Below are 24213 nucleotides of genomic sequence, written 5' to 3' on the forward strand. Positions count from 1 at the left end.
TCCGGTAGTTGTCCCAAACTTGAGGGCAGGTTGCCTACGTGTTACTCACCCGTCCGCCGCTAAGTATCAAGAAAGCAAGCTTCCTATCAACTCCGCTCGACTTGCATGTATTAGGCATGCCGCCAGCGTTCGTCCTGAGCCAGGATCAAACTCTCCAATAAAGTATTGAAAAGAGCGATAAGCTCACTTTGAATCTGACGAGATTAAAAATCTCATTTGTGCTCCAGCCGATCCAAGCCAAGGCTTGCCTCCAACTTTCGCGTTCATTCTGCAAGCAGAATGTTTACTCACTCGTTGTTCAGTTTTCAAAGATCAAACTTGTTTTTTCATCACCATTTTCTCTCAGCGGCGACTTTTATAATATATCACACTTCGTTTGTTTTGGTCAAGTGTTTTTTTGAAATTCTTTTTTCGAAGCTCGTAATGAACTTCTTTATTTCATCAAAAGCATGTAACCAAGCAAGCAAAGCAACGAGATATAATGTACCATATAAATATCTCCGAAGTCAACTATCTAAACAAAGAAATTTTCAATCCCAATAATAGCCCCACACCCGGCAATCCTAAAACAGTTACAGTTCCTATGGTTGCAGGGTTCAGAGGGATATAGGTTCCAGTTAACCAGCCGGAATAATTGACGATATATATACCTACTGCTGCCAACACCAGATGAATTCCAAACGATGTGAAAAACGATACACCTATCCGCTTTCTGAATAAAATAACGATAAGCCCCAATAATGATATAACCAATACACTTCCCAATATGATACTCTTCACATCCAACACCTCCATGTATAGTGTAATTCTGAATCTACATACTAATCCCTCGCTGTGTTTCAACCTCATCATTAGCTCTGGCACGTTTGGCTCTCTTTAAATGGATCTGATACTTCCGCTCGGCCGCCTCCAATACATAGATGGCATAATCAATCTCATCTTGCCCCTGCGCTTCTTCGAACTGTCTCATAGCCCGTTCCCATTCCTGCTTTGCCGTCTGAATATCTGTATAGATCTGGTCCGCCTCAAGATCCTTCAACATTCTGTTGTGTTTCTCTACCGAGTTCCGTGTATTCCGCCACATAAACATAAGCTCTCCTCCTCCTGATCAGCACAGCATATTCTCATACTTATCAGGGAAAGGACAAACTTAGAACTTGGACGTTTCATTTTAATCATAAAAAAAGAGAGCCCTAGGGCTCTCTTTGCACATCAAAGCATATTTAGCATCCGAAGTTTCTATGGAAGTATGCTGTGCGAAACCAATTCTAACACACTAACGCATCTCCCTACGCCCTTCCAGCGCTTTGGAAAGAGTCACTTCATCCGCATACTCCAGATCGCCACCTACAGGCAATCCATGGGCAATCCGGGTCACACTAATCTCAAACGGACGCACCAGGCGGGAGATGTACATCGCTGTAGCCTCACCCTCAATATTGGGGTTCGTCGCCAGAATGATCTCTTTTATCCGTTCATCACTTAATCGAATCAGGAGTTCCTTCAAACGGATATCGTCTGGGCCAATTCCCTCCATAGGTGAAATCGCACCCTGTAACACATGATAGTACCCATCGAATTCCTTGGTGCGCTCCATCGCCACCAAATCCTTCGAATCCTGGACTACACAGATTACAGAGACATCCCTGGACTTATCCTGACAGATGCGACACGGATCCGTATCGGTGATATTACAACACACAGAGCAGTAATGAAGGTTACGCTTCACACTCACGAGTGCTTTGGCAAAATCGATAACGTCATCTTCCTTCATGTTAAGCACATGAAAAGCTAAACGCGCCGCAGTCTTGGGACCCACACCCGGCAACCGGGTGAAGGCATCAATCAGCTTGGCTATCGGTTCGGGATAATACAATCGATTGTGTCTCCTTTGACAGGATCAATTTTTAATTAAAATAATCCCGGAATATTCATACCGCCTGTGAACTTGCCCATATCCTTGTTGGCAATCTCATCAGCCTTGGCCATTGCATCATTAACAGCTGTCATAACGAGATCCTGCAACATTTCAACATCTTCCGGATCTACCGCTTCAGGTTTGATCGTGATAGCAAGCAATTTCTTGTGTCCGTTGACTTCAGCCGTCACAACACCGCCACCCGAAGTACCTTGGACCGTTTTGTCCGCCAGTTCCTCTTGTGCTTTCAGCATTTGCTCCTGCATTTTCTTCACTTGTTTCATCATTTGGTTCATGTTGTTCATAATTGTTCATCTCCTTTGTTATGGTTATCGCGCTATGCGCATTATTCTTTGATCACTACAAGGTCCTCACCAAAGAGCTGGATGGCTTCATCAATCCAAGGCTGTTTGTTGCCTGAACCGCCGTCTTCATGCTCAGGTTCAAGCTTAAAGTCCTCCTTTGGCGCTTCAGAAGCTCCTTCCATTGCCCCGGTCCAATCTTTGAGCATCATCGTCACCAAACGTGCCGGACGCCCAAGTTGTTCGGACAACACCCGCTCAATAACTTCGCGGTTAGCCTGCTTCTCCGTCGTTTCACGGTGGATATTGTTTTTAAAAGCAACCAGAACGTTGTCTTCAAGCAATGATACCGGCTCACCATCCACAAACCAGGCATGAACGGTAACCCGCTCTTCCTTCACTCGCTGAAGGATCTGACTCCATTTTTTGCTGATCTCTGTGAACTCAGGAGCTCCCTTGCGCGCAACATATTGATCCAACTGTGAAGGAAGCTTCGCAGGCGAGTTCCCTCTCGATACAGGGGCTCTTGTTGCCGGACGCGATGGAGCACTTGATGCACCCTCTCCACCAGACAACCCACTTTTAAGTGCTCGATCCAGTTTCTTCTCCAGCTCAGCAAGTTGCTGCTTCAAGCGGTTGATCTCTCCCCCATCAGCAGGTGCCGCATGAGACGAAGCTCCAACTTGAACAGAAGCCTCTCCTTGTGCTGGAATACTACACAGTTTAAGCAACGCGACTTCAAATAATGTCTGTGGCTGTACCGCGTACTTCATCTCACTCTGGTACCGATTAAGGGTGTCGATCATATGGAACAGTTGTTCCTTTGTGAAGGAATCGGCCATATCACGGAAAGATTCCGGATTAAGTACCCGATCCGTCAGTTTATCTGCATCAGGCACCATCTTAATCATAAGCAAATCACGGAAATAATACAGTAAATTCTCCATGCACTTGTCTGCACTCTTTCCTTCGTGCATGAAGCCTTCAATCATCTGCAAAATGTGACCAACATCACCTTTGAGTAGCGAAGCAGCCAATTTGGCAAATTGCTCTGAAGCAATTCCACCAGTCATATCCATAACCTGCTGGTACGTTACTCGTCCATCCGTAAATGAAGAGATCTGATCCAGCACACTAAGTGCATCCCTCATTCCACCGTCCGATAAACGGGCAATGTATTGGAGTGCATCCTGGTCAGCTTCCATGCCTTCCTGTTCACAGATCAGTGTAAGCCTTGCTGTCTGCTCCTCCAGGGAAACCCGACGAAAATCAAATCGCTGACAACGCGATATAATGGTAGCCGGTAGGCGATGTGGTTCCGTTGTTGCCAAAATAAACATCACATGTGGTGGTGGCTCCTCCAATGTTTTGAGTAAAGCATTGAATGCCTCCGTCGTCAGCATGTGCACTTCATCAATAATATAGACTTTCTGCCGGACTTCGGTTGGCGCATATTTAACCTTTTCCCGAAGATCACGGATTTCCTCAACGCCTCGATTGGATGCAGCATCAATCTCCTGCACATCCATCACAGCGCCAGTCGTAATCCTGCGGCAAGCTTCACACTCGTTACAAGGTTCAGGCGCAGGTCCACGTTCGCAGTTCACAGCTTTGGCCAAAATCTTGGCGGCACTTGTCTTTCCCGTTCCTCTGGGCCCGCTAAATAAGTAGGCATGGGAAGTCCGCTGTTCACGAATCGCGTTCTGCAAGGTCTGAATAATATGCTGTTGTCCCACCATATCTTGAAACGACTGGGGACGCCAAGCCCGGTATAACGCGATATGCTCCATGATGCGTTACCTTCCTTCCACTTCGCATTCGAGTCCTTTGTCGTTCCCCTATTATACTATATTCCGGGGTGAATCCAAACTTTATCTGACTCATTCATGCGTGGTTTTTTAAGACATATCAAAAAGACCCCTGCATACATACAACTGCAAAGGTCTCTACATTTAAATGGTAAGCCGTGCACCTGCTATCGATATTTGCGATCCAAGTGGCACCCCTGAACAATAGCTCGGGCTAGGCAACCCTCCGGCACAAGAGTGATCTCACTTATGGCTGCTTCCTTCCGGACCTGACCAGGTTCATGAGTACTCATTGCGGAGGACCCAACCGTCAACACCACGTTTAGGGACCAAACCTCACATCGACAAAACCTCTAGCAGGAATTCAACCTCGCTATAGCGGATTGCGAGTTACAGGGCACCGCTACCTCCCCATCTAGCACGGTAAGAAATAGTATAACGTAAGGTTATCCAAATTGCAACCAGAAGGAACGCGTAGACAACTAGGCACACATAAAACATATAAAAACCCCTGCCAGTTCAGCAGGGGTGGGTTGGATGCAATTAGCAGACAACTCCGAGAATTGTCCTATTAGATTCCGTATTTCTTCTTGAAACGATCAACACGGCCGCCAGCATCGATAAACTTCTGTTTACCTGTGAAGAACGGGTGGCACGCGGAGCAAATCTCTACACGAAGTCCGTCTTTAACCGAACCTGTCTCAAAAGTATTCCCGCAAGCGCAAGATACTTGACCAATCGTGTAATTAGGATGAATTGCTTCTTTCATTACCTTTCACCTCTTTCCGCCCTGAGCCTCAAGCGGACCCAGAGTAAATGGCACAACTCTGAGATTATAACACGGCCTATTGCCTGTTGCAATCCATTATTGTTAAGAGGTAATCAACCGTTTAGGGCGTGCCATTCCAGCTGGTGGAACGTGGGTATACGAACCAATCACCACATCAGGCAGCTCGTCTTCAAAGATCTCAATCATCTGCTTCATACCTAAGATATCGCCTTGAGCTGGAGGAATTAATTCCAAGTAGCTCTCCGGATCAATATTGAGATTACGCATCTGAATCAGACGTAGATCCGTTCTTCGTGCAAACTCAATCATTGCCTCGATCTCTTCTTCACGATCTGTTACGCCCGGGAAAATCAAATAGTTAATGGATGTGTATACGCCTTGCTGCGCCGCGTATTTCATCGACTTCTCGACATTAGCCAAGGTATAACCACGTGGCTTATAGTAGGCGTTATAATGGTCATCCAGTGCACTAATTGTACTTACACGCATCAGATCCAATCCAGCGTCTACAATACCTCTAATGTGATCGTTCAGACCAGCATTAGTATTAATGTTGATATACCCCATATCCGTTACAGAACGCACTTCACGAATCGCTTCAATAATCAGCTTGGCCTGCGTGGAGGGCTCCCCTTCACAACCTTGTCCAAAGCTAATGATGGATTCCGGCGTTTTCAGGTGTTCCATCATGACCTGGACAATCTCATCCACACGCGGACGGAAGTTCATACGAGTCTGCGGTGAAACAAAGCCACTGTCATCCGGTTGCTCGGAGATACATCCGAAACAGCCCGCATTACAGGAATAAGATACCGGTACTCCGCCTTCCCAACGATTCAGGAACGTGTTCGACGAAGTTAGACATTCATATCCCAGTGCACAATTGGACAGGTGGGTATAAAGGCGGTTCTCGGGATATTGCTCCGTCAACCGTTTAACTCCGGAACGCACATCGTCCCGATCACAGTTCAGCGGATTCCATTTGTCGGGACTATCCGACTTCGAAGCCGTGACATAGAAACCGCCGTCTTTCCAAACTACTGCGGAATAACCGAACAACGGCAACTTATACTCCTTATCCGTCTTCACATAACCAGGGAGACACAAACGAGTGAATCCTTGTGGAAGCAACGCACCTACAGCCTGTGTGTCGGTTGGCATTGGGAGCATCTCACCTGTGTCCGGGTCCATACCAATGGGCCGGGTACTTGGGAGTCCAACCAACGTTGCACCCTCTGGCAAAGGAATCAACTCATCCTCCATAATCTCAACGATCATATCTCCACTGCGGGCAAGCCCGTACAGGGAAGGGTGATCAAATACATTACCTTTTTCATCTGCGTATACTAAATACATGATGTTCTCCTCACATCTAATGGGTTAAACCTAACGACGAGTGTATTGTAAAATTCACAGCAACGCTGTAAAAGCATGTTATTGGTCGAACGACACTTATGTCGATGTACCTGACGTAGCTGTCTGTCTCGGTGAGCGACGGGTTGTTGTTGTCCCCGAATTACTTGTCGGACCATTACCAGCTGAATCAAATGCCGCCAAAAACTCTGCATTCGTTTTGCTGTTACGAAGTTTCTTGAGGAAGCCTTCGACAAAGTCATGGGAATCATTCATGTTCTTACGAATCGTCCAGATCGTATCCAGCTCTTCCTTGCTGAGCAATACTTCTTCACGACGCGTACCAGAACGACGAATGTCGATCGCCGGGAATATGCGACGCTCTGCCAGACGACGGTCCAGATGCAGCTCCATATTACCCGTACCCTTAAACTCTTCATAAATGACGTCATCCATACGTGATCCGGTATCAATCAATGCTGTTGCCAGGATGGTCAGGCTTCCGCCTTCTTCCACATTCCGGGCAGAACCGAAGAAACGTTTTGGACGATGGAACGCAGCCGGGTCAATACCACCACTAAGTGTACGACCGGATGGTGGAATAACCAGGTTATATGCACGAGCAAGACGCGTAATGCTATCCAGCAGGATCACGACATCCTTTTTCGCCTCAACCAGACGAAGCGCACGCTCAAGTACCAACTCTGCCACCTTGATATGATTCTCAGGCAGTTCATCGAATGTCGAAGCCACAACTTCCCCTTTTACCGAACGCGACATATCCGTTACTTCCTCTGGACGTTCATCAATCAACAGGACAAACAGTTCAATTTCAGGATTGTTAGTTGAGATGCTGTTGGCAATTTCTTTGAGGAGAAGCGTTTTACCCGCTTTGGGAGGTGCTACGATCAATCCGCGCTGTCCCAATCCTACCGGGGCGAGCACATCCATAATGCGTGTGGACAAATGGTTGGGGGATGTTTCGAGAACCAGTTTTTTCTGCGGATACAGTGGGGTTAGTGCCGGGAAGTGAAGTCGCTCTGCAGCCGCCGATGGATTCTCACCATTTACAGCGTTGACTTGCAACAATCCGAAGTATCTCTCGTTTTCCTTAGGCGTTCTACACTTACCTGATACAAGGTCACCTGTTCTTAGGTCAAACTTGCGAATCTGAGAAGCTGAGATGTAGATGTCTTCCGTACTTGGCAAGTAGTTAATGGGTCTTAAGAATCCGTAACCTTCAGGTAAAATCTCGAGTACGCCTTGCATGAACATCAGACCGCTCTGTTCAGCTTGTGCGCGTAATATAGCAAAGATTAATTCTTTCTTTTTTAACGTACCATAGTAAGGTATCTGATATTTTTTGGCCAGCTTGTAGAGGTCCGTTAATTTCATTTCTTCCAAATCGGAAATTTGTAGATCCATATAATAACCACCTATTCAATTAATAAGTCCGTGTGAAATGGATAGTTTCGCTAGATGTTCCGGCTATAGAGCGTAGCATCTGCCACAATCTCTTCTGTCCATTGTACGGAATGTAACCGTTATAATGCAAATACTTGTCTTTGAGTGTAAGTTTCCGGGTGGGATGGCCAATATTCGGCAAGATCCGCTAATGAGTGAACACGATGCATTGAGGCGATCAATCCGGATAGACCGGCTATGGAGCGCAGGTTCAAACAAAACCGGGGGTTGGGGAAGAGAAATGATGTTCTTACAGCCATATGAAGTTTGACTCAAAAAAAGACCCTCCGGTAAAGGAAACAGAAACATTTCGTCTTATGCCGGAGAGACTGAGAACTCTATTAAAACAGGTTTACCCAATTACTGAAAGGATATGCAGTTCAGTTAAAATAAACATGTGTATGACTGAATCATGCATGATACTGCCATATTAATCGGTTTCCCGCCATACATCTGCACCAAGCAGACGCAAATTGGTCACCAGATGATCGTAACCACGGTCGATATATTCGACCCCAGTTACTTCAGTCACACCTTCACTGACGGTGAGACCCGCAATCACTAGCGCCGCTCCAGCGCGAAGATCGGATGCTTTTACTTTGGCCGCATTCAATGCACTGCCTTCAATAATCGCTGACCGTCCTTCTACCCGAATCTTTGCACCCATCCGCACCAGCTCAGGCACATGCTTGAATCGATTACTATATACAAAGTCGCTCAGGACACTCACGCCAGTTGCCTGTGTCAAAACACTGGTCATCGGTGACTGTAGATCTGTTGGGAAACCAGGATATACAAGTGCCTTCACGTCAACATGGTTATAATTTGGTTTACCAATGACACGTATACTTTCATCCAATTCCTCAATGCCAACACCCATCTCCAGCAACTTTGCCGTTAAAGCCTCCAGATGTTTGGGGATCACATTGTCAATCAGAACATCTCCGCGCGTTGCCGCTGCAGCAATCATATACGTACCTGCTTGGATACGGTCCGGAATGATAGAATGACGGCAGCCTTTAAGCTCCGAAACTCCTTCAATACGGATCGTTTCGGTACCTGCACCCTTGATGCTGGCACCCATGGAATTCAGAAGTGTTGCTACATCTATAATCTCAGGCTCTTTAGCCGCGTTTTCAATAATTGTAGAGCCTTTGGCACGAGTAGCCGCCAGCATAATGTTAATGGTTGCACCGACACTGCTTACATCAAGATAAATCTTTGCTCCGCGCAGCTCTTTGGCATGCAGATGAATGGAGCCGTGTTCGTTTGTTACGGTTGCGCCAAGCGCTTCAAACCCTTTGATATGTTGATCAATTGGACGAGGCTCAAAATTACAGCCCCCTGGTAAACCTATGGTCGCTTCTTTAAAACGTCCTAGCAATGCACCCATCATATAATACGAAGCGCGAAGCTTCTTCACAGGACCATTCGGCATAGGGATGGATTTGATGTCAGAAGGATCAATCTTCATCTGACTGCCTTCCCAAGTCACACGTGCTCCGAGTTCCTCCAAAATTTCTGCATAAACCGCCACGTCACTCAAAAGCGGCAGGTTGTCCAACACGACTTCTGACTCGGCAAGCAATGCTGCAGGAATAAGCGCAATGGCGCTGTTCTTGGCGCCGCTTATAGTTACAGTTCCCTGTAACGGACGTCCGCCACTAATCATCAATTTTTCCATAAAGCTTAATGTCCCCCTACGTGTTTTGCAGCCGATGAACGGCAATACGTGCTGTTGGCTTCCGATGTAGAAATAAGGTGTGAAAATGGAAAGACACCGGCTAGGCGGTGTTTTTCCATTTCACAGTATGGAACTGGTAAAGATAAATTACGCTTTGTTGTTGGAACCAAACTCGCGGATTTTACCTTTAACTGTTTCTTTGATTGCATCACGGCCTGGTACGATGAATGTACGTGGATCGTAAGCATCTGGTTTAGCTGCAAGCACTTCACGAACCACTTTTGAGAAAGCAATTTGGTTCTCTGTGTTTACGTTGATTTTGGATGTACCCAGGGAAATGGCTTTGTCGATGTCGTGTTTAGGAATACCTGTACCACCGTGCAATACGAGTGGAACTTGTACCGCGTCACGAACTTCTTCCATTTCTTTGAAGCCCAGGTTAGGCTCGCCATGGTAAGGACCGTGTACGGAACCAAGAGCTGGTGCCAATGTGTCGATACCTGTTTCTTTAACGATACGGATACACTCGTTCAGGTCAGCGTACATGATACCGCCGATAACGTCGTCTTCTTGTCCGCCTACAGTACCTACTTCAGCTTCTACAGAAACGCCTTTAGCGTGTGCATATTCAACAACTTTTTTAGTCATTTCGATGTTCTCATCGATGGAGTGGTGGGAACCGTCGATCATTACGGATGTGAATCCAGCATCGATCGCTTCTTTACACTTGTCGAAGCTTGAGCCATGGTCCAGGTGAATTGCAACTGGAACAGTGATTTTCATGTCGTGGATAAGTCCTTCTACCATTTTAACTACAGTGTAGAAGCCACCAATGTGACGTGCTGCGCCTTCGGATACACCCAGAATTACTGGGGATTTCTCTTCTTTAGCAGCACCAAGAATCGCTTGAGTCCACTCAAGGTTATTGATGTTGTATTGACCAACTGCATATTTTCCTTCGAGTGCTTTGTTCAACATGTCTGTCATAGATACTAATGGCATGGTTTCAATCCTCCTAGGGGTTTGGGTTGTGTCTATGGTTTTTAGCCGAAATCACATACGGGCTTATTATACCACATCCCATGTCAAATACTAAACAAGCATTTGCAAAAATGCTGTGCTTTGCAGCACAGTTTTCATAGACACCGCTTTATGACTTCCCCATTTCCAATATTCCCCGGATGAAGGAGTGAAATACCCCATTGTTCCACCAAGTACCATCTATGTTCTTCACACGCAAAAAAATCCTGTATCTACAGGATTCAACTGCATTTATTGGCGGCCCCATTGCGAAGTTGCATATTCACAGCCACTCGCATCTCATCGATATCAAACGGTTTTGTAAAATGCATGAGTGCTCCAAGATCCGTGGCTTCCTTAATCATGTCCAATTCACCATAAGCGGTCATCATGATGACCTTGATATCCGGATCAATTTCTTTAATATGCTTCAGGATTTCCAGACCGTCCATCCCAGGAATCTTCATATCGAGCAATACCAGGTCAGGCTTGTCATTATTCACAATCTCCAGGGCAACCTTGCCGTTGGGTGCTTGAAACGTGTTATATCCTTCACTGCTGAACACTTCCATTAACAGGATTCGAATACCATTCTGGTCATCAACAATCAAAACTTTTTTTATCTTCCACTCTGTAACCTCCTAGAATTAGGAAAGCATGTACATCTTCGAATCTGGATAACTATCCCATAGTCGTCATGATAAGTATTCTACCTCTTCCATTAAAATCCTGCTACCTTCACAAAATGACAAAAAGCATTTCGACCTGCTTTTTACGTAAAAAAAAGGATGTTCCGGCATCCGCTAAATGGTTGCCAGGAACATCCCCGATATCTTTTATGTTAACACTAAAACCATGTATTACTTCTGCGCATTCTCCAGAGAAGCTTTTACAAACTCACGGAACAATGGTTGCGGACGGTTCGGACGTGAAGTGAATTCCGGATGGAATTGTACTGCCAGGAACCATGGGTGTCCCGGAAGTTCCACGATCTCAACCAGACGTCCATCCGGGGATGTACCCGAGATAACCAGTCCTGCTTTTTCGATCGTTTCACGGTATTCATTGTTGAACTCATACCGGTGACGGTGTCTCTCATACACCAGCTCGTCATCATAACAAGCCATCGCCAAAGAACCTTCCTGAAGCTTACAAGGATACAGACCCAGACGCATCGTGCCACCCAGATTCTCAATATCTTTTTGCTCAGGCAACAGATCGATCACAGGGAATTCCGTAGCCGGATTAATCTCGGAGCTGTTCGCACCATTCAAACCAACGATGGAACGTGCATACTCAATAACGGAAACCTGCATACCCAGGCAAATACCGAAGAACGGAATTTGTTTCTCACGAGCATAACGAATTGCTGATACTTTACCTTCAATACCACGATCTCCGAATCCACCAGGAACAAGGATACCGCCAATACCATGTAACAGGTCGCCTACATTCTCATCTGTAATATCCTCAGAAGGAACCCAGCGAATTTTCACATCAGCATTGGATGCAAATCCTGCATGAGACAAGGACTCAACAACACTCAGATATGCATCGTGCAGCGCAACATATTTACCAACAATAGCGATCTCAACCGTATGCTCCAACTTGTTGATCCGGTCAACCAACCCTTCCCACTCGCTCATATCCGGTGCAGGAGTAGTCAATTTCAGGTGGTTTACCACGATCTCATCCAAGCCTTCTTCACGCAGGTTCAGAGGTACTTGATACAACGTGTCTGCATCACGACATTCAACCACGGCATTCTCATCAATATCGCAGAAGAGAGCGATTTTGGCTTTCATGTCATCAGACAATTCATACTCCGTACGGCATACAATCACATTCGGTTGAATACCGATGCTGCGCAATTCCTTAACACTGTGCTGCGTTGGTTTTGTTTTCACTTCACCAGCTGCTTTGATATAAGGAATAAGCGTTACGTGGATGTACATTACATTGTCGCGACCTACATCACTCTTGATTTGACGAATAGCTTCCAGGAAAGGCAAGCTCTCGATGTCGCCCACTGTTCCGCCAATTTCCGTAATAACAACATCCGAACCTGCTTCACGTCCAGCGCGGAATACACGCTCTTTGATTTCGTTCGTAATGTGTGGAATAACTTGTACCGTTCCGCCCAGATATTCCCCGCGTCGCTCTTTGCTGATGACGGAAGAGTATACTTTACCAGTCGTGACGTTGCTGTTTTTGGAGAGATTGATATCAATAAAACGTTCATAGTGGCCAAGGTCCAGATCCGTTTCCGCGCCATCATCCGTAACAAAAACCTCGCCGTGCTGATAAGGACTCATTGTCCCTGGGTCGATGTTGATGTATGGATCAAATTTTTGAATCGTTACCTTAAGCCCTCTGTTTTTCAGCAATCTGCCCAGCGAAGCAGCCGTAATCCCTTTGCCCAGGGAGGACACAACTCCGCCCGTCACGAAAATATACTTTGTCACTGTTATTACCCTCCTAATATAAGTACAGAAATTCAGGCGATATATGGTGTTATCGTAACCTGTTTCCCAGGTAATCATCGTTAAAAAGAGCAATGGCAGAAATTCCCTGCATCTGCGAACTGCTCTTTCTGCGAAGACGGTTTAAATAAACGTTGTTCTACAGCAAAAAATGGTGCAAACATTCCGGTAGCCTTCATTCCATTTGGTGTTTTTGATATACAAAAACGGGCCAGGAAATGTTGGCCGGGAGCATGCGGAAATGAAAACATTTTGCAAAATTATGCCTCTAAAAATACAAAAAAAAGTACTCCCGCAGGACGGGGCACCTTCTATAAAAAACATAAATATATTATCGCTCATTCATAAGCCCATGCAATAGTTTACCCGTTACCCCGTCCGCTGTCAAGGCTGACTATTCCGGGGAAACGGGTAAATTATAGACGTCAAAAATGACTACCGATTATCAGAATCGTCGTCAAATTCATCCTCGTTTTCGGACTCTTCTTCGTCTTCTTCGAGGTCTTCATCTTCCAGATCGTCATCTTCGACCAGCACTTCTTCTTCGCTGTCTTCTTCATCAAAGATGTCGTCTTCGTCTTCATCTTCTTCGTCTTCATCTTCGTCTTTATCCGTGCTGTCGAAGTCTTCGTCGCTGTTATAGCTGTCTTCTTCTTCACCGAAGTCTTCATCTTCCAGATCATCGTCTTCATCGTTGATGATACGCGGACGCTTCGCACCCGTCATGGAATCTTCTGTTCCAGCTACCGGATACCAGCGCTTCAAGCCCCACAGACTCGTACCGACGCAAGCAAAACGACCATCGATATTAATCTCGGTATATAGCTGGGCGATAAACTCGTTGATTTCTTCATCAGTCATTCCGCGCTGCTTCGCTACCTCATTCATCAAGTCACGATAGTAATACGGCGTATTAGCCGCTTTCAGCACCATAAAGGCAAGGTCCACCAAAGGGATCTCTTTTACCTTTTCTTTATCAATTTTCAAATTGAGCGAGGTACTCACTGCAGACACTTCCTCTCACACAAAATTCACTTTTTAACCCCTACGAACTGGACTGTTACGTATAACATATCCATTAACAAACCTAAGTAAAACCTATTTAGCGTTAAAAAGCAAGTTTTTATGTATGGATGTGACGCAAATGCGGAGAGCAGGTCCAATCTGTCCATATATTGATCGTAAGTTGACATCAAACTTCTATAAACATCCTCATTCACAAAAAAGACAACTCCAAAATAAAAAAGACGGAGTCCCCTCCGCCTTCTGACTGTATACCCTTGAAGGATTGCTCCTCACCAGGTTCCCCGCAAGAGCCCTCTAGCTCTCCATCCATCATATGTCCCTGCGCCCGTTTTGACACGAAGAGAATGTGTTTTTGTAAAAAAAGGGCAAGTTCCCCATGCGGCGGGATGAGCGCATTCATAGAATACCTCAGCATGTTCATCCCGAAGGGGGCTGCCCATTATGGACTATACTGGTTTATTGCATCAATTGATTGACGGAATGCGACGCCCTGAACCAGAACAGGGAGGGCGATATTTGATCCGATTTGCCAAACCACAGCAGTATGAAGCCTGTCTCCTGGAATTGTCCCGAATGCGGAACGAATTCACCGACCTTGGGGCTGTTCGCTCTTCGCGACTCGCTCGTTCCATTATCGCCCCAGTGCAACGCCCGGAGGACTTGTACCGCTATGGGGATGAAATTACGATTGAAGCAGACGTCCCCATCTCCCTTCACGCCACTGCACTTCACAGTAAACCGAGCAATGCCCAAGGCATACCTTGGGGAGTGAAGCAGATTCGGGCACCCAAAGTATGGTCTGTGTCTACCGGACACCGAATTAAAATCGGCGTAATTGATACAGGTGCTGATTACCACCACCCCGATCTTCGTTATTCTCTGGCACGCGGAATCAATCTGTTAAATCGCAGCCTGCTTCCCCATGATGATAATGGACACGGCACCCACATTGCAGGGACCATCGCTGCAGCCAACAGCACCGCAGGCATGATTGGTGTAGCTCCACGCTCCCTGATCTATCCAGTGAAAGCATTTGACCACAACGGATCGGCTTATGTATCCGACATTGTACTTGGCATCGACTGGTGTGTGCGCAACAAGGTCGATATCATCAATATGAGTTTTGGCATGAAAACACGCAGCAAGGCGCTTCTTGACGTGGTCAATCGTGCATACCATGCTGGAATCGTCATTGTTGCCTCGTCAGGAAATGACGGCAAACGCCGCAGTATTGATTATCCAGCACGGTATCCGCAGACCATATCTGTTGGGGCAACCGACAAAAACAGACGTATTGCGTCCTTCAGCAATCGTGGCGCATACGTCGATGTCTATGCACCTGGTGATAAGATCGTCTCCTCCTGGGTACAAGGGAAGCATCACGAGATGAGTGGTACATCCATGGCGACATCGCATGTAAGTGGCGCTATCGCCTTGCTGCTCGCAAAACATCCGGGGTTATCCCCTAGTGAAATCAAAACGCTCGTCAAGCGTGCTACGATCCCGCTGCGCGCTCGTAAGACCACCACCGCGAAAAGCAAGGTACGCGGTGGCGAGATAGACGCCCTGCGGCTAATGCAGGAAGGCGGGGAGTGATCCGGCTCTGCCGGCCATCAGCAGGACTCGATTGAAGCTTGGTGGCGAAACGCAGTAGCTCTCCCGGCACAGTACGCGAGAAGGGGCATTGCATAGCGGCAAAGCCTCTAGCTTGCTCCCGCTGTAATGACAGAGCAGGGCTGAGCAGACCTTGTGGTGTACCAGGGATAGGCAGGTTTCTGAGCCCCGGGTACACAACAAAAAAAGTCTCCATGTACCGCGTTGATGACACAACGTGGACATGGAGACTTTTTGCTTTAGGCAGAACGGCGATGTGCCGCGGGCCTGGATTTTACATTTTGTCTGGAGCGGTTACGCCTACCAGACGAAGTGCTGTTGCGATAACGGTGCGCACAGCACCGATTAGGGCCAGACGCGCCTGCGTTTGCTGAGCGTCTTCCGTAATGACACGTTCCGCACGGTAATAGCTGTGGAACAGGGATGCCAGCTCGTATACATAACGGATGATACGATGAGGTGCATATCCTGTTGCCGCTGCCGAGATCTCCTCAGGCAGCTCTCCCATTTTGCGGAGAAGGTCATACTCATGCTCTGTTGTCAGCTTGGACAGGTCAATCTGTGCCAGTGGCAGCAGTTCAATACCTTGTTCTTCAGCCTGACGGTATACGCTGCATACACGTGCATGCGCGTATTGTACGTAGAATACCGGATTCTCATTGGATGTCGAAATCGCAAGGTCCATGTCAAAGTCCAAATGGGAGTCCATGCTGCGCATGGTGAAGAAGTAACGGATGGCATCAATGCCCACTTCATCCATCAGATCTTCCATCGTTACAGCTTTACCTGTACGTTTGGACATCTTCACTTTTTCACCGTTCTGGAACAAGCTCACCATCTGTGCAATCAAGACCACCAGTTTCTCAGGGTCATTGCCCAGTGCTTGCATCGCGGCTTTCATCCGTGGGATATATCCATGGTGATCCGCACCCCAGATGTTGATCATCGTGTCGTATCCACGCGCATACTTGTCACGGTGATAAGCAATATCCGGAGTCAGGTAAGTATACGTGCCATCGTTCTTGATCAATACACGTTCTTTGTCGTCACCATACTGCATCGTTTTCAACCAAGTTGCCCCGTCTTGCTCATAGATCTCATTGCGGTCACGCAATTCATCCAATACTCGCAGCACTTCTCCGTTGTCATACAGGGAAGTCTCGCTGAACCAGATGTCAAAGTTAACACGGAAGCGATTCAAGTCACGTTTGATCTTGTCCAGTTCCTTCTCCAGACCAAAGTCACGGAAATAAGCCGCACGGTCACCGGGGTGCATGGACAGCAATTCTTCACCCTTTTCAGCAACAAGCTGCTTGGCAAATCCTTTAATATCTTCGCCGTGATAACCGTCTTCAGGCATCTCAGCATCCTGACCCAGCTCTTGCAGGTAACGAGCTTCAATAGAACGAGCCAGATTAAACACCTGATTACCTGCATCATTAATGTAGTATTCACGGGTTACATCATATCCTGCGTAGTCAAGTATGTTACATAGTGCATCCCCTACAGCTGCTCCACGGGCATGACCCAGATGCAAACTGCCTGTCGGGTTGGCACTGACGAACTCCATCTCGACTTTGCGTCCTTCTCCGATACTAATTCTTCCGTAATCTTTACCCTGCTCTTGCACAAGCGCAAGTACTGGGTAAAGGTAACTCTTGTCCAATTTGAAGTTAATGAATCCTGGACCCGCAATCTCAGCCTTCTCAATCCCGGCTTCAGCCAGATTCAGATTGGCAATGATCTCTTCAGCAATCTGACGCGGATTGCGCTTGGCAATCTTGGTCAACTGCATGGCAGCATTGGTCGCCAAGTCTCCGTGCGTCTTCTCACGCGGCACTTCCAATGTGATGGCTGGCAATTCGTCCTGTGTAACAATTCCGGCTGCCACAATGGCGTTGCCGATGGCCGTACTTACCCGTTCGTTAATCGTATCTAGTGGATTACGTGTCATGAAATTGGTTCCTCCTGTATATGCAAACTAATCGCGAAATGTCCGGATTCTTCATCAAAGCGGTAAAAGTCGTAGCTCCACGCTGCGCGTGCGCTCAATCCCTGAATGGAAAGTTCCAGCTTCTGTGTATGCGTGGACAGGGCAAACGACATGTATGGTGATCGGTAGAAACCAGGAAGCTTCCGATTCAATTCAAAAGTCTGCTCCGATTCCACTTCACCATGACGTATAATCTTGATGGATTGTCCGCCCAGCTTCAATGTAGTACGAGTTGTGCCTCCCTCGGGTCCAACCTGCGGTTCTTCATAACGAACATAAAGAACAGACCCTTTCAACACGGCTTCACCCTGCATTTCCTGCAGCACATCTTCACCTTCATAACGGCTGTGCAGCCGGATGTGTACCGGTCGCATGTTCGACATGAATGTTAACCTCCATTATATTCGAGGCGACGCAAAATCAGGCACGGCCGGTGAGAACAGCCCTTCCCGTATTGTTGTGTCGCTATACGCGCTCATATTCCCGGATAGCTCGCTATCCTACACTCTACTGTATAACTATATCCAGTTCCCTCGCTCAATTCAAATCCAAATTCAGAGTTTTTTCCTCATCAAGCCAAAAAAGAAGAGCCACACCTGTAAAGTGCAACTCCCTTTTGCTTCATTATAATAAGATTCGTTCATCCGATCAGGCCCATTGGGATTCATAAGGAAAAGGACATGTCGACTCGCTCAGCTTCGCTCGCACCTGTACGAGACAACCACAATGCCTACAGGTTGTGCCATATTGTAATCCTGGACAGGCAGAGCAGATGGATAATCGCCGCTCATATTCCTCATCCTGTACGGTCGAACGCGAGCGTGAGGCCATCTCCACAAGTCTGGCCATTTTGGCATCGCTAATCTTCACATCATACTGATCATTGCAGCCCTTACAAGGTTCCTGCCTTTTCATTCATTAACCCTCTACAGCAAGCACCCCAACCGATGCTGGTGGAAGGATAAAACGCAATGTGTTGTTCTCCAGTGTGATTCCATCCCACGCCACAGGCTGAACGTGATTCGGCTGTTCAAAGGTATTGAATGCACCAAAATCAGTATGATGCAAAATCTGCCCGGATACTTTAGCCGCTTGAGCTGCTTCCAGCTGACACACAACTTCCAACTCATCTGTATGGCTCAGATTACAAGCCGTCACATGAATGACCCCATCTTTGTTGCGGGATGCTGATAAGCTGAGCTGCGGAATGGTCTCTTCTCCGAATGTGTATCCTGGGCTTTCATAATTCAAGTCCAGTCGCTGCGCATCCATATGAGCCTGATACATATCAAATACATGATACGTAGGGGTCAGGAGCATTTTGTCACCCTCCGTGAGCACAAGCGATTGAAGCACATTGACGATCTGCGCAAGATTTGCCATGTGTACCCGTTTATTGTGTTGGTTGAAAATATTCAGGTTAACACCTGCAAGCACAGCGTCCCGCATCGTATTCTGTTGATAAAGGAACCCCGGATTGGTTCCCGGCTCAACGTTATACCACGTGCCCCATTCGTCCACAATAATGCCGACTCTGCCTTCTGGATCATATTTATCCATAATCTCGGAGTGCTTCACCAGTAATTCATCCATATGGAGCGTCTTTTTCAAAGTCGTGAACCATTCAGCCTCACCAAATCCTGTAGCTGCGCCTTTATCATTCCACTCTCCTGTAGGGATAGTGTAATAATGAAGACTGATTCCATCCATAAAGCGAGCAGCCTCCCGCATCAGGACTTCCATCCATTCATAGTTACCTTCGTTCGGTCCGCAAGCGATTTTATAAATCTCGTTTCCGGAATAGTTTCGTACATATGTAGCATACCGGCGATATTCATCCGCATAATATTCAGGACGCATATTTCCGCCGCATCCCCAGTTCTCATTTCCCACGCCAAAATATTTCAGTTTCCACGGTTCTTCCCGGCCGTTAGTTTTCCGCCAGTTCGCCATCGGGGATTCACCGTCAAACGTGATGTACTCCACCCATTCCTGCATCTCCTGCACTGTACCGCTACCCAGATTGCCACTAATATATGGCTCCGTGCCGAGCAACTCACATAATCTCATGAATTCATGCGTACCAAAGTGGTTGTTCTCTTCCACACCGCCCCAGTGTGTATTGATCATACGAGCACGCTCACTCTTCGGACCTACACCATCCTTCCAGTGATATTCATCGGCAAAACAACCTCCTGGCCAGCGAAGCACTGGAATATTAAGCTTCTGCAAGGCCGTTAACACATCATTCCGAATCCCATCCGTATTCGGAATAGGTGAATCCTCTCCTACCCACAGCCCCTCATAAATACAACGACCCAAGTGTTCGGAAAAATGACCATATATATTGCGATTTATTAATCCTTGGTCTGAATCTGCCTTTAGAATAACATCAACCATGATTTCAACCCCCATAAATTGTATTGTTATCGCTTACAATAACTCGTTTTGGAGTAGGTTTCAACCGTTTTTATTTCTACACAAACAAACCTCTTCCTGTGTATTTTTTAGGAAGAGGCTTGTTTGTTATAGAATCCATGCAGAGACATACCAAATTGATTATCATTCATTTCTAATTTGGATTTGCCTGGTTGTTATTTCAGATAACAAGCACTTAATCCTGCTCTGAAGGCAACAACATTTTTTGTGTCCACGTCGTTCCACCATCTGTAGTCTGATAAATCGCAGGGGAGTTATCACTTGTTACGACGAGCCAACCCGTCTTGGCCGATGGGAAAGAGATACGCGAACTGTACCCCGGATCTTTCAAGTCAACGTTTTTCCACGTGGAACCTATATCATAAGAACGCCCAATACCCACTTTGCCAGCTGCCGGTGAACCTGCGGACAGATAAGCCGTCTGATTACCAATCAACGCCATGTTGCCGGGATGACCACCCGGGTTGGCTGGTCCGGTTCCTTTGCCCGTACTGTTTGTACCGGGTGCAGGTCCTCCTCCTGCTGTCGATTGCGCAAATACTTGGGTCCAGTTCTTGCCTTGATTACCGCTCGCATAGAGGGAGTAGGATTGTTGGGACATACCTGCATCACCATACAGAAGGGCCCATACTTGCTGGCCATGTGCATACAGATCCGCTCCACTCCAGGTGTCTGAGACAACTCGAAGAGAGGTTGTCCAATTCTTGCCACCATCACTCGTTTGCTTCAAATGATATCCCGATCCGGGTACAACCACGACGGCATACCCTTGCTTCTCTGTCGCAAAAGCAGCTGCACGTGTGTTGGCAGGTGTATTCATTTTGTGCCAGGTTACCCCGCCATCCTTCGTCTGATATGCACCATTATAGGTGTAACCATAACCTACATCTTTATTGCGAAAATCGATTCGAGTGAATTGAATGCCCGGCGTATCGATCCGCTTCCAGTGCGATCCCCCATCATTGGTACGGATCAGATAGGTTGCAGGTGAATTTTTCACTTGTGCCAACGCATATCCATTCACATTATTCGGAAAATCAAGCTGTGTGAATTGCCACTGCCCGGTATATATGGACTGCCACGTACATCCTGCATTCGAGGTACCGATCAGGAAGCCTTCACCCCCAGCTCGTCCAGTCGTATCATTAAGAAAATCAATGTCAGTAAATTGCAGGTGTTGCTCCTCCACACCGCTGCCCTTTTTCAATGTAGTAGATAGTCCATGATCTCCCTTTCCACATGCCTGCGAGGATGTAGCGTCAGCACCTGATAGCGTATGTACCGGTCCCATCCCCCAAGCCAGCGTTAACGATAATGCGAGTGCACCAATCCGCTTCCATGTCACTGTACTCTTGGTTGTCATCGTAACACCTCCTTCTATGGTTTTACCCAAATCGGATGGTTATAACGTAACAATCTGATAAACCCCGATGACAATTTCGCAAGAAAAAAACCACCTTTACCCATGATTGGATCATGTAGGCAAGGGTGGTTCATCACCAAACGGTGTGTACTCTAAGTTAAATGGGATACGTCATCACAGCAAGGATAACAAAACTGATACTTAATAAAAGACATAAACTAAAATATATTTTGTTGTATTTATATTCCCGAATACTATATGCAGTAAAAAGCATAGCCAGATTAGCCACCATCAACGTAAAGTTGAGAAATATCGTCACTGCTAATACAAAATTGATGACAAACACTATAAAAACTGCAGTTAGCCATTTGGGATACACACTCAATTGAGCCCGAATCACACGCATACACATTCACCTACCTCTATTTCCATATTATACATAAATATTAAGATAGAGTCACGCCAAGGCAAGATATCTGCATGTGCGAGCCTGTAGTAACACAAGAAATAAATGGTAGAGACACGGGAACATACGTGCTATAATTAATGTTATGGACTTTTAATATCGGTGGATGTTTTCCAGACCACGGCGCAGCTTCCCGAAAGGGGGTGACGTCGATGGTCAAACTTGTGGCGTTGCTTGATGTAATCCGATGGATTGCTGCGATCCTCAGTATTGTACTGAGTGGGCGAAAGCTTTACCGTTGGTTGCGCAAAAAGTTTCGTAACAAGCGAAAACCCACCTCATAAGGTTGGACGCCTGACGGTGGGTTTCGCTTGAATAGCATTATTTAGTTCATGCGCGCCGTGGCAATCCACAGCCTTTCGGGTCCTAAGAGTCTTTACCGTTGACGCGGTAAAGGCTCTATTTAGTATATGACCGAACCCGATCACCATATACTTCACGAGTGTAATATATCAATTAATATACTACTAAATACTGATGTAGTCAGTATAGCACAGCTCTGGATAAAAGTTAAATTAAGTTAACTTAATTTAACTTCGTCATTTTGCTTGGCAGAATAGTTTAGGCTCTATCAGCCAATCTGTTCATTAAGCTGAAATAATTGAGGACAGGCAGATGAACGGTTATCAATAAAAAAATGCCCTCCCCTGCACAGGTTTGAACCCGCGCAGACAGAGAGCATCATGTTTATCAATTATTCTGTGACTATTTCACGAATCCAAGCAGCATTTCACGGATCAGCTTCGCAGCTACAATCTGTGTCTGTTGTGTTGGATCATAAATTGGTGCAACTTCAACCAAGTCACAACCAACGACATTTACATCAGATCCCGCGATCATATGAATGGCTTCCAGCAGTTCCTTGGACGTAATGCCGCCCGCTTCTGCTGTACCTGTTCCTGGTGCTGCTGACGGATCAAGCACATCGATGTCGATGGTCACGTATACCGGACGGTTGCCCATCTTCGGAAGAGCTTCCTTCATCGGAGCTGCCACTTCAAATGGATAGAAGTTGATGTTCTCGCGACCATACTGGAACTCCTCACGGGAACCAGAACGGATACCGAACTGATAGATGTTTTTGCCACCCATCAACTCAGCTGCTTTACGTACTGGCGTGGAGTGGGACAAGGGCTCGCCTTCATAGTTTTCACGAAGGTCTGCGTGTGCATCGATATGAATCAGGATAAGATCCGGGTATTTCTTGTACATCTGTTGGATGACTGGCCAAGTAACCAGATGCTCGCCACCGAGACCAACTGGAAATTTGTCGTCAGCGAGCAGACTGCCGATGTATTCATGAATCACTTCAAGGCTGCGTCCCGCGTTACCGAAAGGCAAGAGCAAGTCTCCAGCGTCAAAGTACGTCATGTCTACAATGCTTTTGTCGAGATACGGGCTGTACTCTTCAAGTCCAACCGATGCTTGACGGATATGAGATGGGCCGAAACGGGAACCCGGACGGAAGCTGACAGTATAATCCATCGGCATACCATAGATAACTGCTTTCGAGTTCTCATAATCCTCAGAGCTGCAAATAAATACGTTTCCTGAATAAGCTTGATCCAGTTTCATTAATGATTTCCCCTTTATTTCGTTAAATCTTCCACGAATTTAGGAAGTACAAATGCTGCTTTGTGCAGACGCGGAGAGTAATACTTGGTATCCATCTCCGGGATTTGAGTCTCATCCACTTCAAGCGGGTCATGTTTCTTGCTACCCATGGTGAATGTCCACAAACCACTTGGATAGGTTGGAATATTACAGCCGTACACATGTACGATCGGGAAGATTTCTTTGACGTCTTTGTTCACCTTCTGGATCAGATCCGCTTTGAACCACGGGTTGTCCGTTTGGGCAACGAAGATTCCGTCTTCTTTGAGTGCTTCGTAGATACCTTGGTAGAAACCACGCTCAAACAGTGGCGCAGCCGGGCCTACAGGCTCCGTGGAGTCTACGATAATCACATCGTATTCATTTTTATGTTCAATAATATGCATGTAGCCGTCGTTTACGAGTACTTCAACATTAGGCTCGTCCAACTTGCCGGCGATTTCAGGCAAATATTTTTTAGAGTATTCAATGACTTTACCGTCGATTTCGACGAGAACTGCTTTTTCTACAGCAGTATGCTTAATGACTTCACGAATGACGCCGCCATCGCCGCCACCGACAACCAGAACTTTTTTTGGATTGGGGTGAGTGTTCAGCGCAGGGTGTGCCGCCATTTCGTGATATACGAATTCGTCTTTTACGGTAGTCATCACCATGCCATCAAGGAGCAACATGTTACCGAATTCCTCGGTTTCTACCATGGCCAAGTCTTGAAAATCGGTTTTCTCTGTAACATAGGTCTGCTTAATCTTCGCGGTGATCCCGAATACCGGGGTCTGTTTCTCCGTAAACCACAATTCCATAATCTCTACCTTCTTTCCGTAAAGTTAATGATCAGCCATACCCGACAAGCGCTATGCACTATAATCGGTTCGC

At 46.6% G+C, this 24213-nt stretch carries 22 protein-coding genes, 1 rRNA gene and 1 other RNA gene; 2 read left to right on the forward strand and 22 right to left on the reverse strand.

Annotation, left to right across the window (positions count from 1 at the left end; all coding sequences use genetic code 11):
- The 15 genes from PAHA3_RS29235 to rpoE form a co-directional block, all read right to left on the reverse strand.
- Window positions 1-161, reverse strand: a 16S ribosomal RNA gene (locus PAHA3_RS29235); the annotation flags it as partial.
- A 349-nt stretch (window positions 162-510) separates the two neighbouring features.
- Window positions 511-780: a pro-sigmaK processing inhibitor BofA family protein gene (locus PAHA3_RS29240; protein ID WP_062838112.1), complete on the reverse strand. Its 270-nt coding sequence runs from the start codon at window positions 778-780 to the stop codon at window positions 511-513.
- A gap of 34 nt (window positions 781-814) precedes the next feature.
- Window positions 815-1042 carry a DUF2508 family protein gene (locus PAHA3_RS29245; RefSeq protein ID WP_062838152.1) on the reverse strand — a complete coding sequence of 76 codons (228 nt, stop codon included), beginning with the start codon at window positions 1040-1042 and terminating at the stop codon, window positions 815-817.
- 234 nt (window positions 1043-1276) lie between these two features.
- A complete protein-coding gene (gene recR / locus PAHA3_RS29250) occupies window positions 1277-1876 on the reverse strand; it encodes a recombination mediator RecR (RefSeq protein ID WP_062838113.1) in 600 nt (199 codons plus the stop codon).
- 35 nt (window positions 1877-1911) lie between these two features.
- Window positions 1912-2223: a YbaB/EbfC family nucleoid-associated protein gene (locus tag PAHA3_RS29255; RefSeq protein WP_036607248.1), complete on the reverse strand. Its 312-nt coding sequence runs from the start codon at window positions 2221-2223 to the stop codon at window positions 1912-1914.
- A gap of 41 nt (window positions 2224-2264) precedes the next feature.
- Window positions 2265-4010, reverse strand: coding sequence for a DNA polymerase III subunit gamma/tau (gene dnaX / locus PAHA3_RS29260; RefSeq protein ID WP_062838114.1), 1746 nt, complete (start codon window positions 4008-4010; stop codon window positions 2265-2267).
- Window positions 4011-4184: 174 nt separating this feature from the next.
- An RNA gene (gene ffs, locus PAHA3_RS29265) (signal recognition particle sRNA large type) lies at window positions 4185-4452 on the reverse strand.
- Window positions 4453-4599: 147 nt separating this feature from the next.
- Entirely contained in the window at window positions 4600-4797 is a 198-nt protein-coding gene (gene rpmE / locus PAHA3_RS29270) for a 50S ribosomal protein L31 (protein ID WP_036607255.1), read from the reverse strand.
- Window positions 4798-4899: 102 nt separating this feature from the next.
- Window positions 4900-6174, reverse strand: coding sequence for a radical SAM protein (locus PAHA3_RS29275; protein ID WP_062838115.1), 1275 nt, complete (start codon window positions 6172-6174; stop codon window positions 4900-4902).
- 96 nt (window positions 6175-6270) lie between these two features.
- Window positions 6271-7596 carry a transcription termination factor Rho gene (rho, locus tag PAHA3_RS29280; RefSeq protein WP_062838116.1) on the reverse strand — a complete coding sequence of 442 codons (1326 nt, stop codon included), beginning with the start codon at window positions 7594-7596 and terminating at the stop codon, window positions 6271-6273.
- Window positions 7597-8065: 469 nt separating this feature from the next.
- Window positions 8066-9319 carry a UDP-N-acetylglucosamine 1-carboxyvinyltransferase gene (locus PAHA3_RS29285; protein WP_062838117.1) on the reverse strand — a complete coding sequence of 418 codons (1254 nt, stop codon included), beginning with the start codon at window positions 9317-9319 and terminating at the stop codon, window positions 8066-8068.
- A gap of 147 nt (window positions 9320-9466) precedes the next feature.
- Window positions 9467-10321: a class II fructose-1,6-bisphosphate aldolase gene (fba, locus tag PAHA3_RS29290; protein ID WP_062838118.1), complete on the reverse strand. Its 855-nt coding sequence runs from the start codon at window positions 10319-10321 to the stop codon at window positions 9467-9469.
- 260 nt (window positions 10322-10581) lie between these two features.
- Window positions 10582-10911 (reverse strand): response regulator, encoded by a 330-nt coding sequence (locus PAHA3_RS29295; RefSeq protein WP_082763051.1) that lies wholly within the window; start codon window positions 10909-10911, stop codon window positions 10582-10584.
- A gap of 288 nt (window positions 10912-11199) precedes the next feature.
- Window positions 11200-12804 (reverse strand): CTP synthase, encoded by a 1605-nt coding sequence (locus PAHA3_RS29300; protein ID WP_062838120.1) that lies wholly within the window; start codon window positions 12802-12804, stop codon window positions 11200-11202.
- A gap of 453 nt (window positions 12805-13257) precedes the next feature.
- Entirely contained in the window at window positions 13258-13827 is a 570-nt protein-coding gene (rpoE, locus tag PAHA3_RS29305) for a DNA-directed RNA polymerase subunit delta (RefSeq protein ID WP_062838121.1), read from the reverse strand.
- 462 nt (window positions 13828-14289) lie between these two features.
- Between rpoE and PAHA3_RS29315 the strand changes: the two genes are divergently transcribed.
- Window positions 14290-15444, forward strand: a complete 1155-nt coding sequence (locus PAHA3_RS29315) for a S8 family peptidase (protein ID WP_062838123.1) — start codon at window positions 14290-14292, stop codon at window positions 15442-15444.
- A 292-nt stretch (window positions 15445-15736) separates the two neighbouring features.
- Here PAHA3_RS29315 and argS read toward each other — a convergent pair whose 3' ends face one another.
- From argS to PAHA3_RS29335, 5 genes are all read right to left on the reverse strand, one after another.
- Window positions 15737-17416, reverse strand: coding sequence for an arginine--tRNA ligase (gene argS / locus PAHA3_RS29320; protein WP_062838124.1), 1680 nt, complete (start codon window positions 17414-17416; stop codon window positions 15737-15739).
- A complete protein-coding gene (locus PAHA3_RS29325; RefSeq protein WP_017691299.1) occupies window positions 17413-17838 on the reverse strand; it encodes a DUF1934 domain-containing protein in 426 nt (141 codons plus the stop codon). Before PAHA3_RS29325 ends, argS begins: the two co-directional genes overlap by 4 nt.
- Before the next feature lie 265 nt (window positions 17839-18103).
- The gene (locus PAHA3_RS30085) at window positions 18104-18370 is read right to left on the reverse strand and encodes a DUF6171 family protein (protein ID WP_076334183.1); all 267 of its coding nucleotides are present in this window, start codon (window positions 18368-18370) and stop codon (window positions 18104-18106) included.
- Between the two features lie 3 nt (window positions 18371-18373).
- Complete coding sequence (locus tag PAHA3_RS29330; protein WP_062838125.1) at window positions 18374-19855, reverse strand: alpha-N-arabinofuranosidase; 1482 nt, start codon at window positions 19853-19855, stop codon at window positions 18374-18376.
- 214 nt (window positions 19856-20069) lie between these two features.
- A complete protein-coding gene (locus tag PAHA3_RS29335) occupies window positions 20070-21257 on the reverse strand; it encodes a WD40/YVTN/BNR-like repeat-containing protein (protein ID WP_062838126.1) in 1188 nt (395 codons plus the stop codon).
- 618 nt (window positions 21258-21875) lie between these two features.
- On the opposite strand from PAHA3_RS29335, the gene PAHA3_RS31125 reads away from it, so the two are divergent.
- A complete protein-coding gene (locus PAHA3_RS31125; protein ID WP_260986711.1) occupies window positions 21876-22007 on the forward strand; it encodes a hypothetical protein in 132 nt (43 codons plus the stop codon).
- 421 nt (window positions 22008-22428) lie between these two features.
- Here PAHA3_RS31125 and speB read toward each other — a convergent pair whose 3' ends face one another.
- Window positions 22429-23298 (reverse strand): agmatinase, encoded by an 870-nt coding sequence (gene speB, locus PAHA3_RS29345; RefSeq protein ID WP_036607280.1) that lies wholly within the window; start codon window positions 23296-23298, stop codon window positions 22429-22431.
- Window positions 23299-23312: 14 nt separating this feature from the next.
- Window positions 23313-24140, reverse strand: a complete 828-nt coding sequence (gene speE / locus PAHA3_RS29350) for a polyamine aminopropyltransferase (protein ID WP_062838128.1) — start codon at window positions 24138-24140, stop codon at window positions 23313-23315.
- Between the last annotated feature and the right edge of the window lie 73 nt (window positions 24141-24213).

This window comes from Paenibacillus amylolyticus, from assembly GCF_001570725.1.
Classification (GTDB): domain Bacteria; phylum Bacillota; class Bacilli; order Paenibacillales; family Paenibacillaceae; genus Paenibacillus; species Paenibacillus amylolyticus_A.

What these genes read in the sequence shown, in the direction of transcription:
- PAHA3_RS29245 (WP_062838152.1), bottom strand. Translation starts at nt 1,042, where the DNA reads ATGTTGAAGGATCTTGAGGCGGACCAGATCTATACAGATATTCAGACG.
- rho (WP_062838116.1), bottom strand. Translation starts at nt 7,596, where the DNA reads ATGGATCTACAAATTTCCGATTTGGAAGAAATGAAATTAACGGACCTC.
- PAHA3_RS29330 (WP_062838125.1), bottom strand. Translation starts at nt 19,855, where the DNA reads ATGGTTGATGTTATTCTAAAGGCAGATTCAGACCAAGGATTAATAAAT.
- PAHA3_RS29255 (WP_036607248.1), bottom strand. Translation starts at nt 2,223, where the DNA reads ATGAACAACATGAACCAAATGATGAAACAAGTGAAGAAAATGCAGGAG.
- fba (WP_062838118.1), bottom strand. Translation starts at nt 10,321, where the DNA reads ATGCCATTAGTATCTATGACAGACATGTTGAACAAAGCACTCGAAGGA.
- argS (WP_062838124.1), bottom strand. Translation starts at nt 17,416, where the DNA reads ATGACACGTAATCCACTAGATACGATTAACGAACGGGTAAGTACGGCC.
- PAHA3_RS29325 (WP_017691299.1), bottom strand. Translation starts at nt 17,838, where the DNA reads ATGTCGAACATGCGACCGGTACACATCCGGCTGCACAGCCGTTATGAA.
- PAHA3_RS29295 (WP_082763051.1), bottom strand. Translation starts at nt 10,911, where the DNA reads ATGGAAGTGTTCAGCAGTGAAGGATATAACACGTTTCAAGCACCCAAC.
- speB (WP_036607280.1), bottom strand. Translation starts at nt 23,298, where the DNA reads ATGAAACTGGATCAAGCTTATTCAGGAAACGTATTTATTTGCAGCTCT.
- dnaX (WP_062838114.1), bottom strand. Translation starts at nt 4,010, where the DNA reads ATGGAGCATATCGCGTTATACCGGGCTTGGCGTCCCCAGTCGTTTCAA.
- rpmE (WP_036607255.1), bottom strand. Translation starts at nt 4,797, where the DNA reads ATGAAAGAAGCAATTCATCCTAATTACACGATTGGTCAAGTATCTTGC.
- PAHA3_RS29285 (WP_062838117.1), bottom strand. Translation starts at nt 9,319, where the DNA reads ATGGAAAAATTGATGATTAGTGGCGGACGTCCGTTACAGGGAACTGTA.
- speE (WP_062838128.1), bottom strand. Translation starts at nt 24,140, where the DNA reads ATGGAATTGTGGTTTACGGAGAAACAGACCCCGGTATTCGGGATCACC.
- PAHA3_RS31125 (WP_260986711.1), top strand. Translation starts at nt 21,876, where the DNA reads ATGGTCAAACTTGTGGCGTTGCTTGATGTAATCCGATGGATTGCTGCG.
- PAHA3_RS29315 (WP_062838123.1), top strand. Translation starts at nt 14,290, where the DNA reads ATGGACTATACTGGTTTATTGCATCAATTGATTGACGGAATGCGACGC.
- PAHA3_RS29275 (WP_062838115.1), bottom strand. Translation starts at nt 6,174, where the DNA reads ATGTATTTAGTATACGCAGATGAAAAAGGTAATGTATTTGATCACCCT.
- PAHA3_RS30085 (WP_076334183.1), bottom strand. Translation starts at nt 18,370, where the DNA reads ATGAAAAGGCAGGAACCTTGTAAGGGCTGCAATGATCAGTATGATGTG.
- PAHA3_RS29335 (WP_062838126.1), bottom strand. Translation starts at nt 21,257, where the DNA reads ATGACAACCAAGAGTACAGTGACATGGAAGCGGATTGGTGCACTCGCA.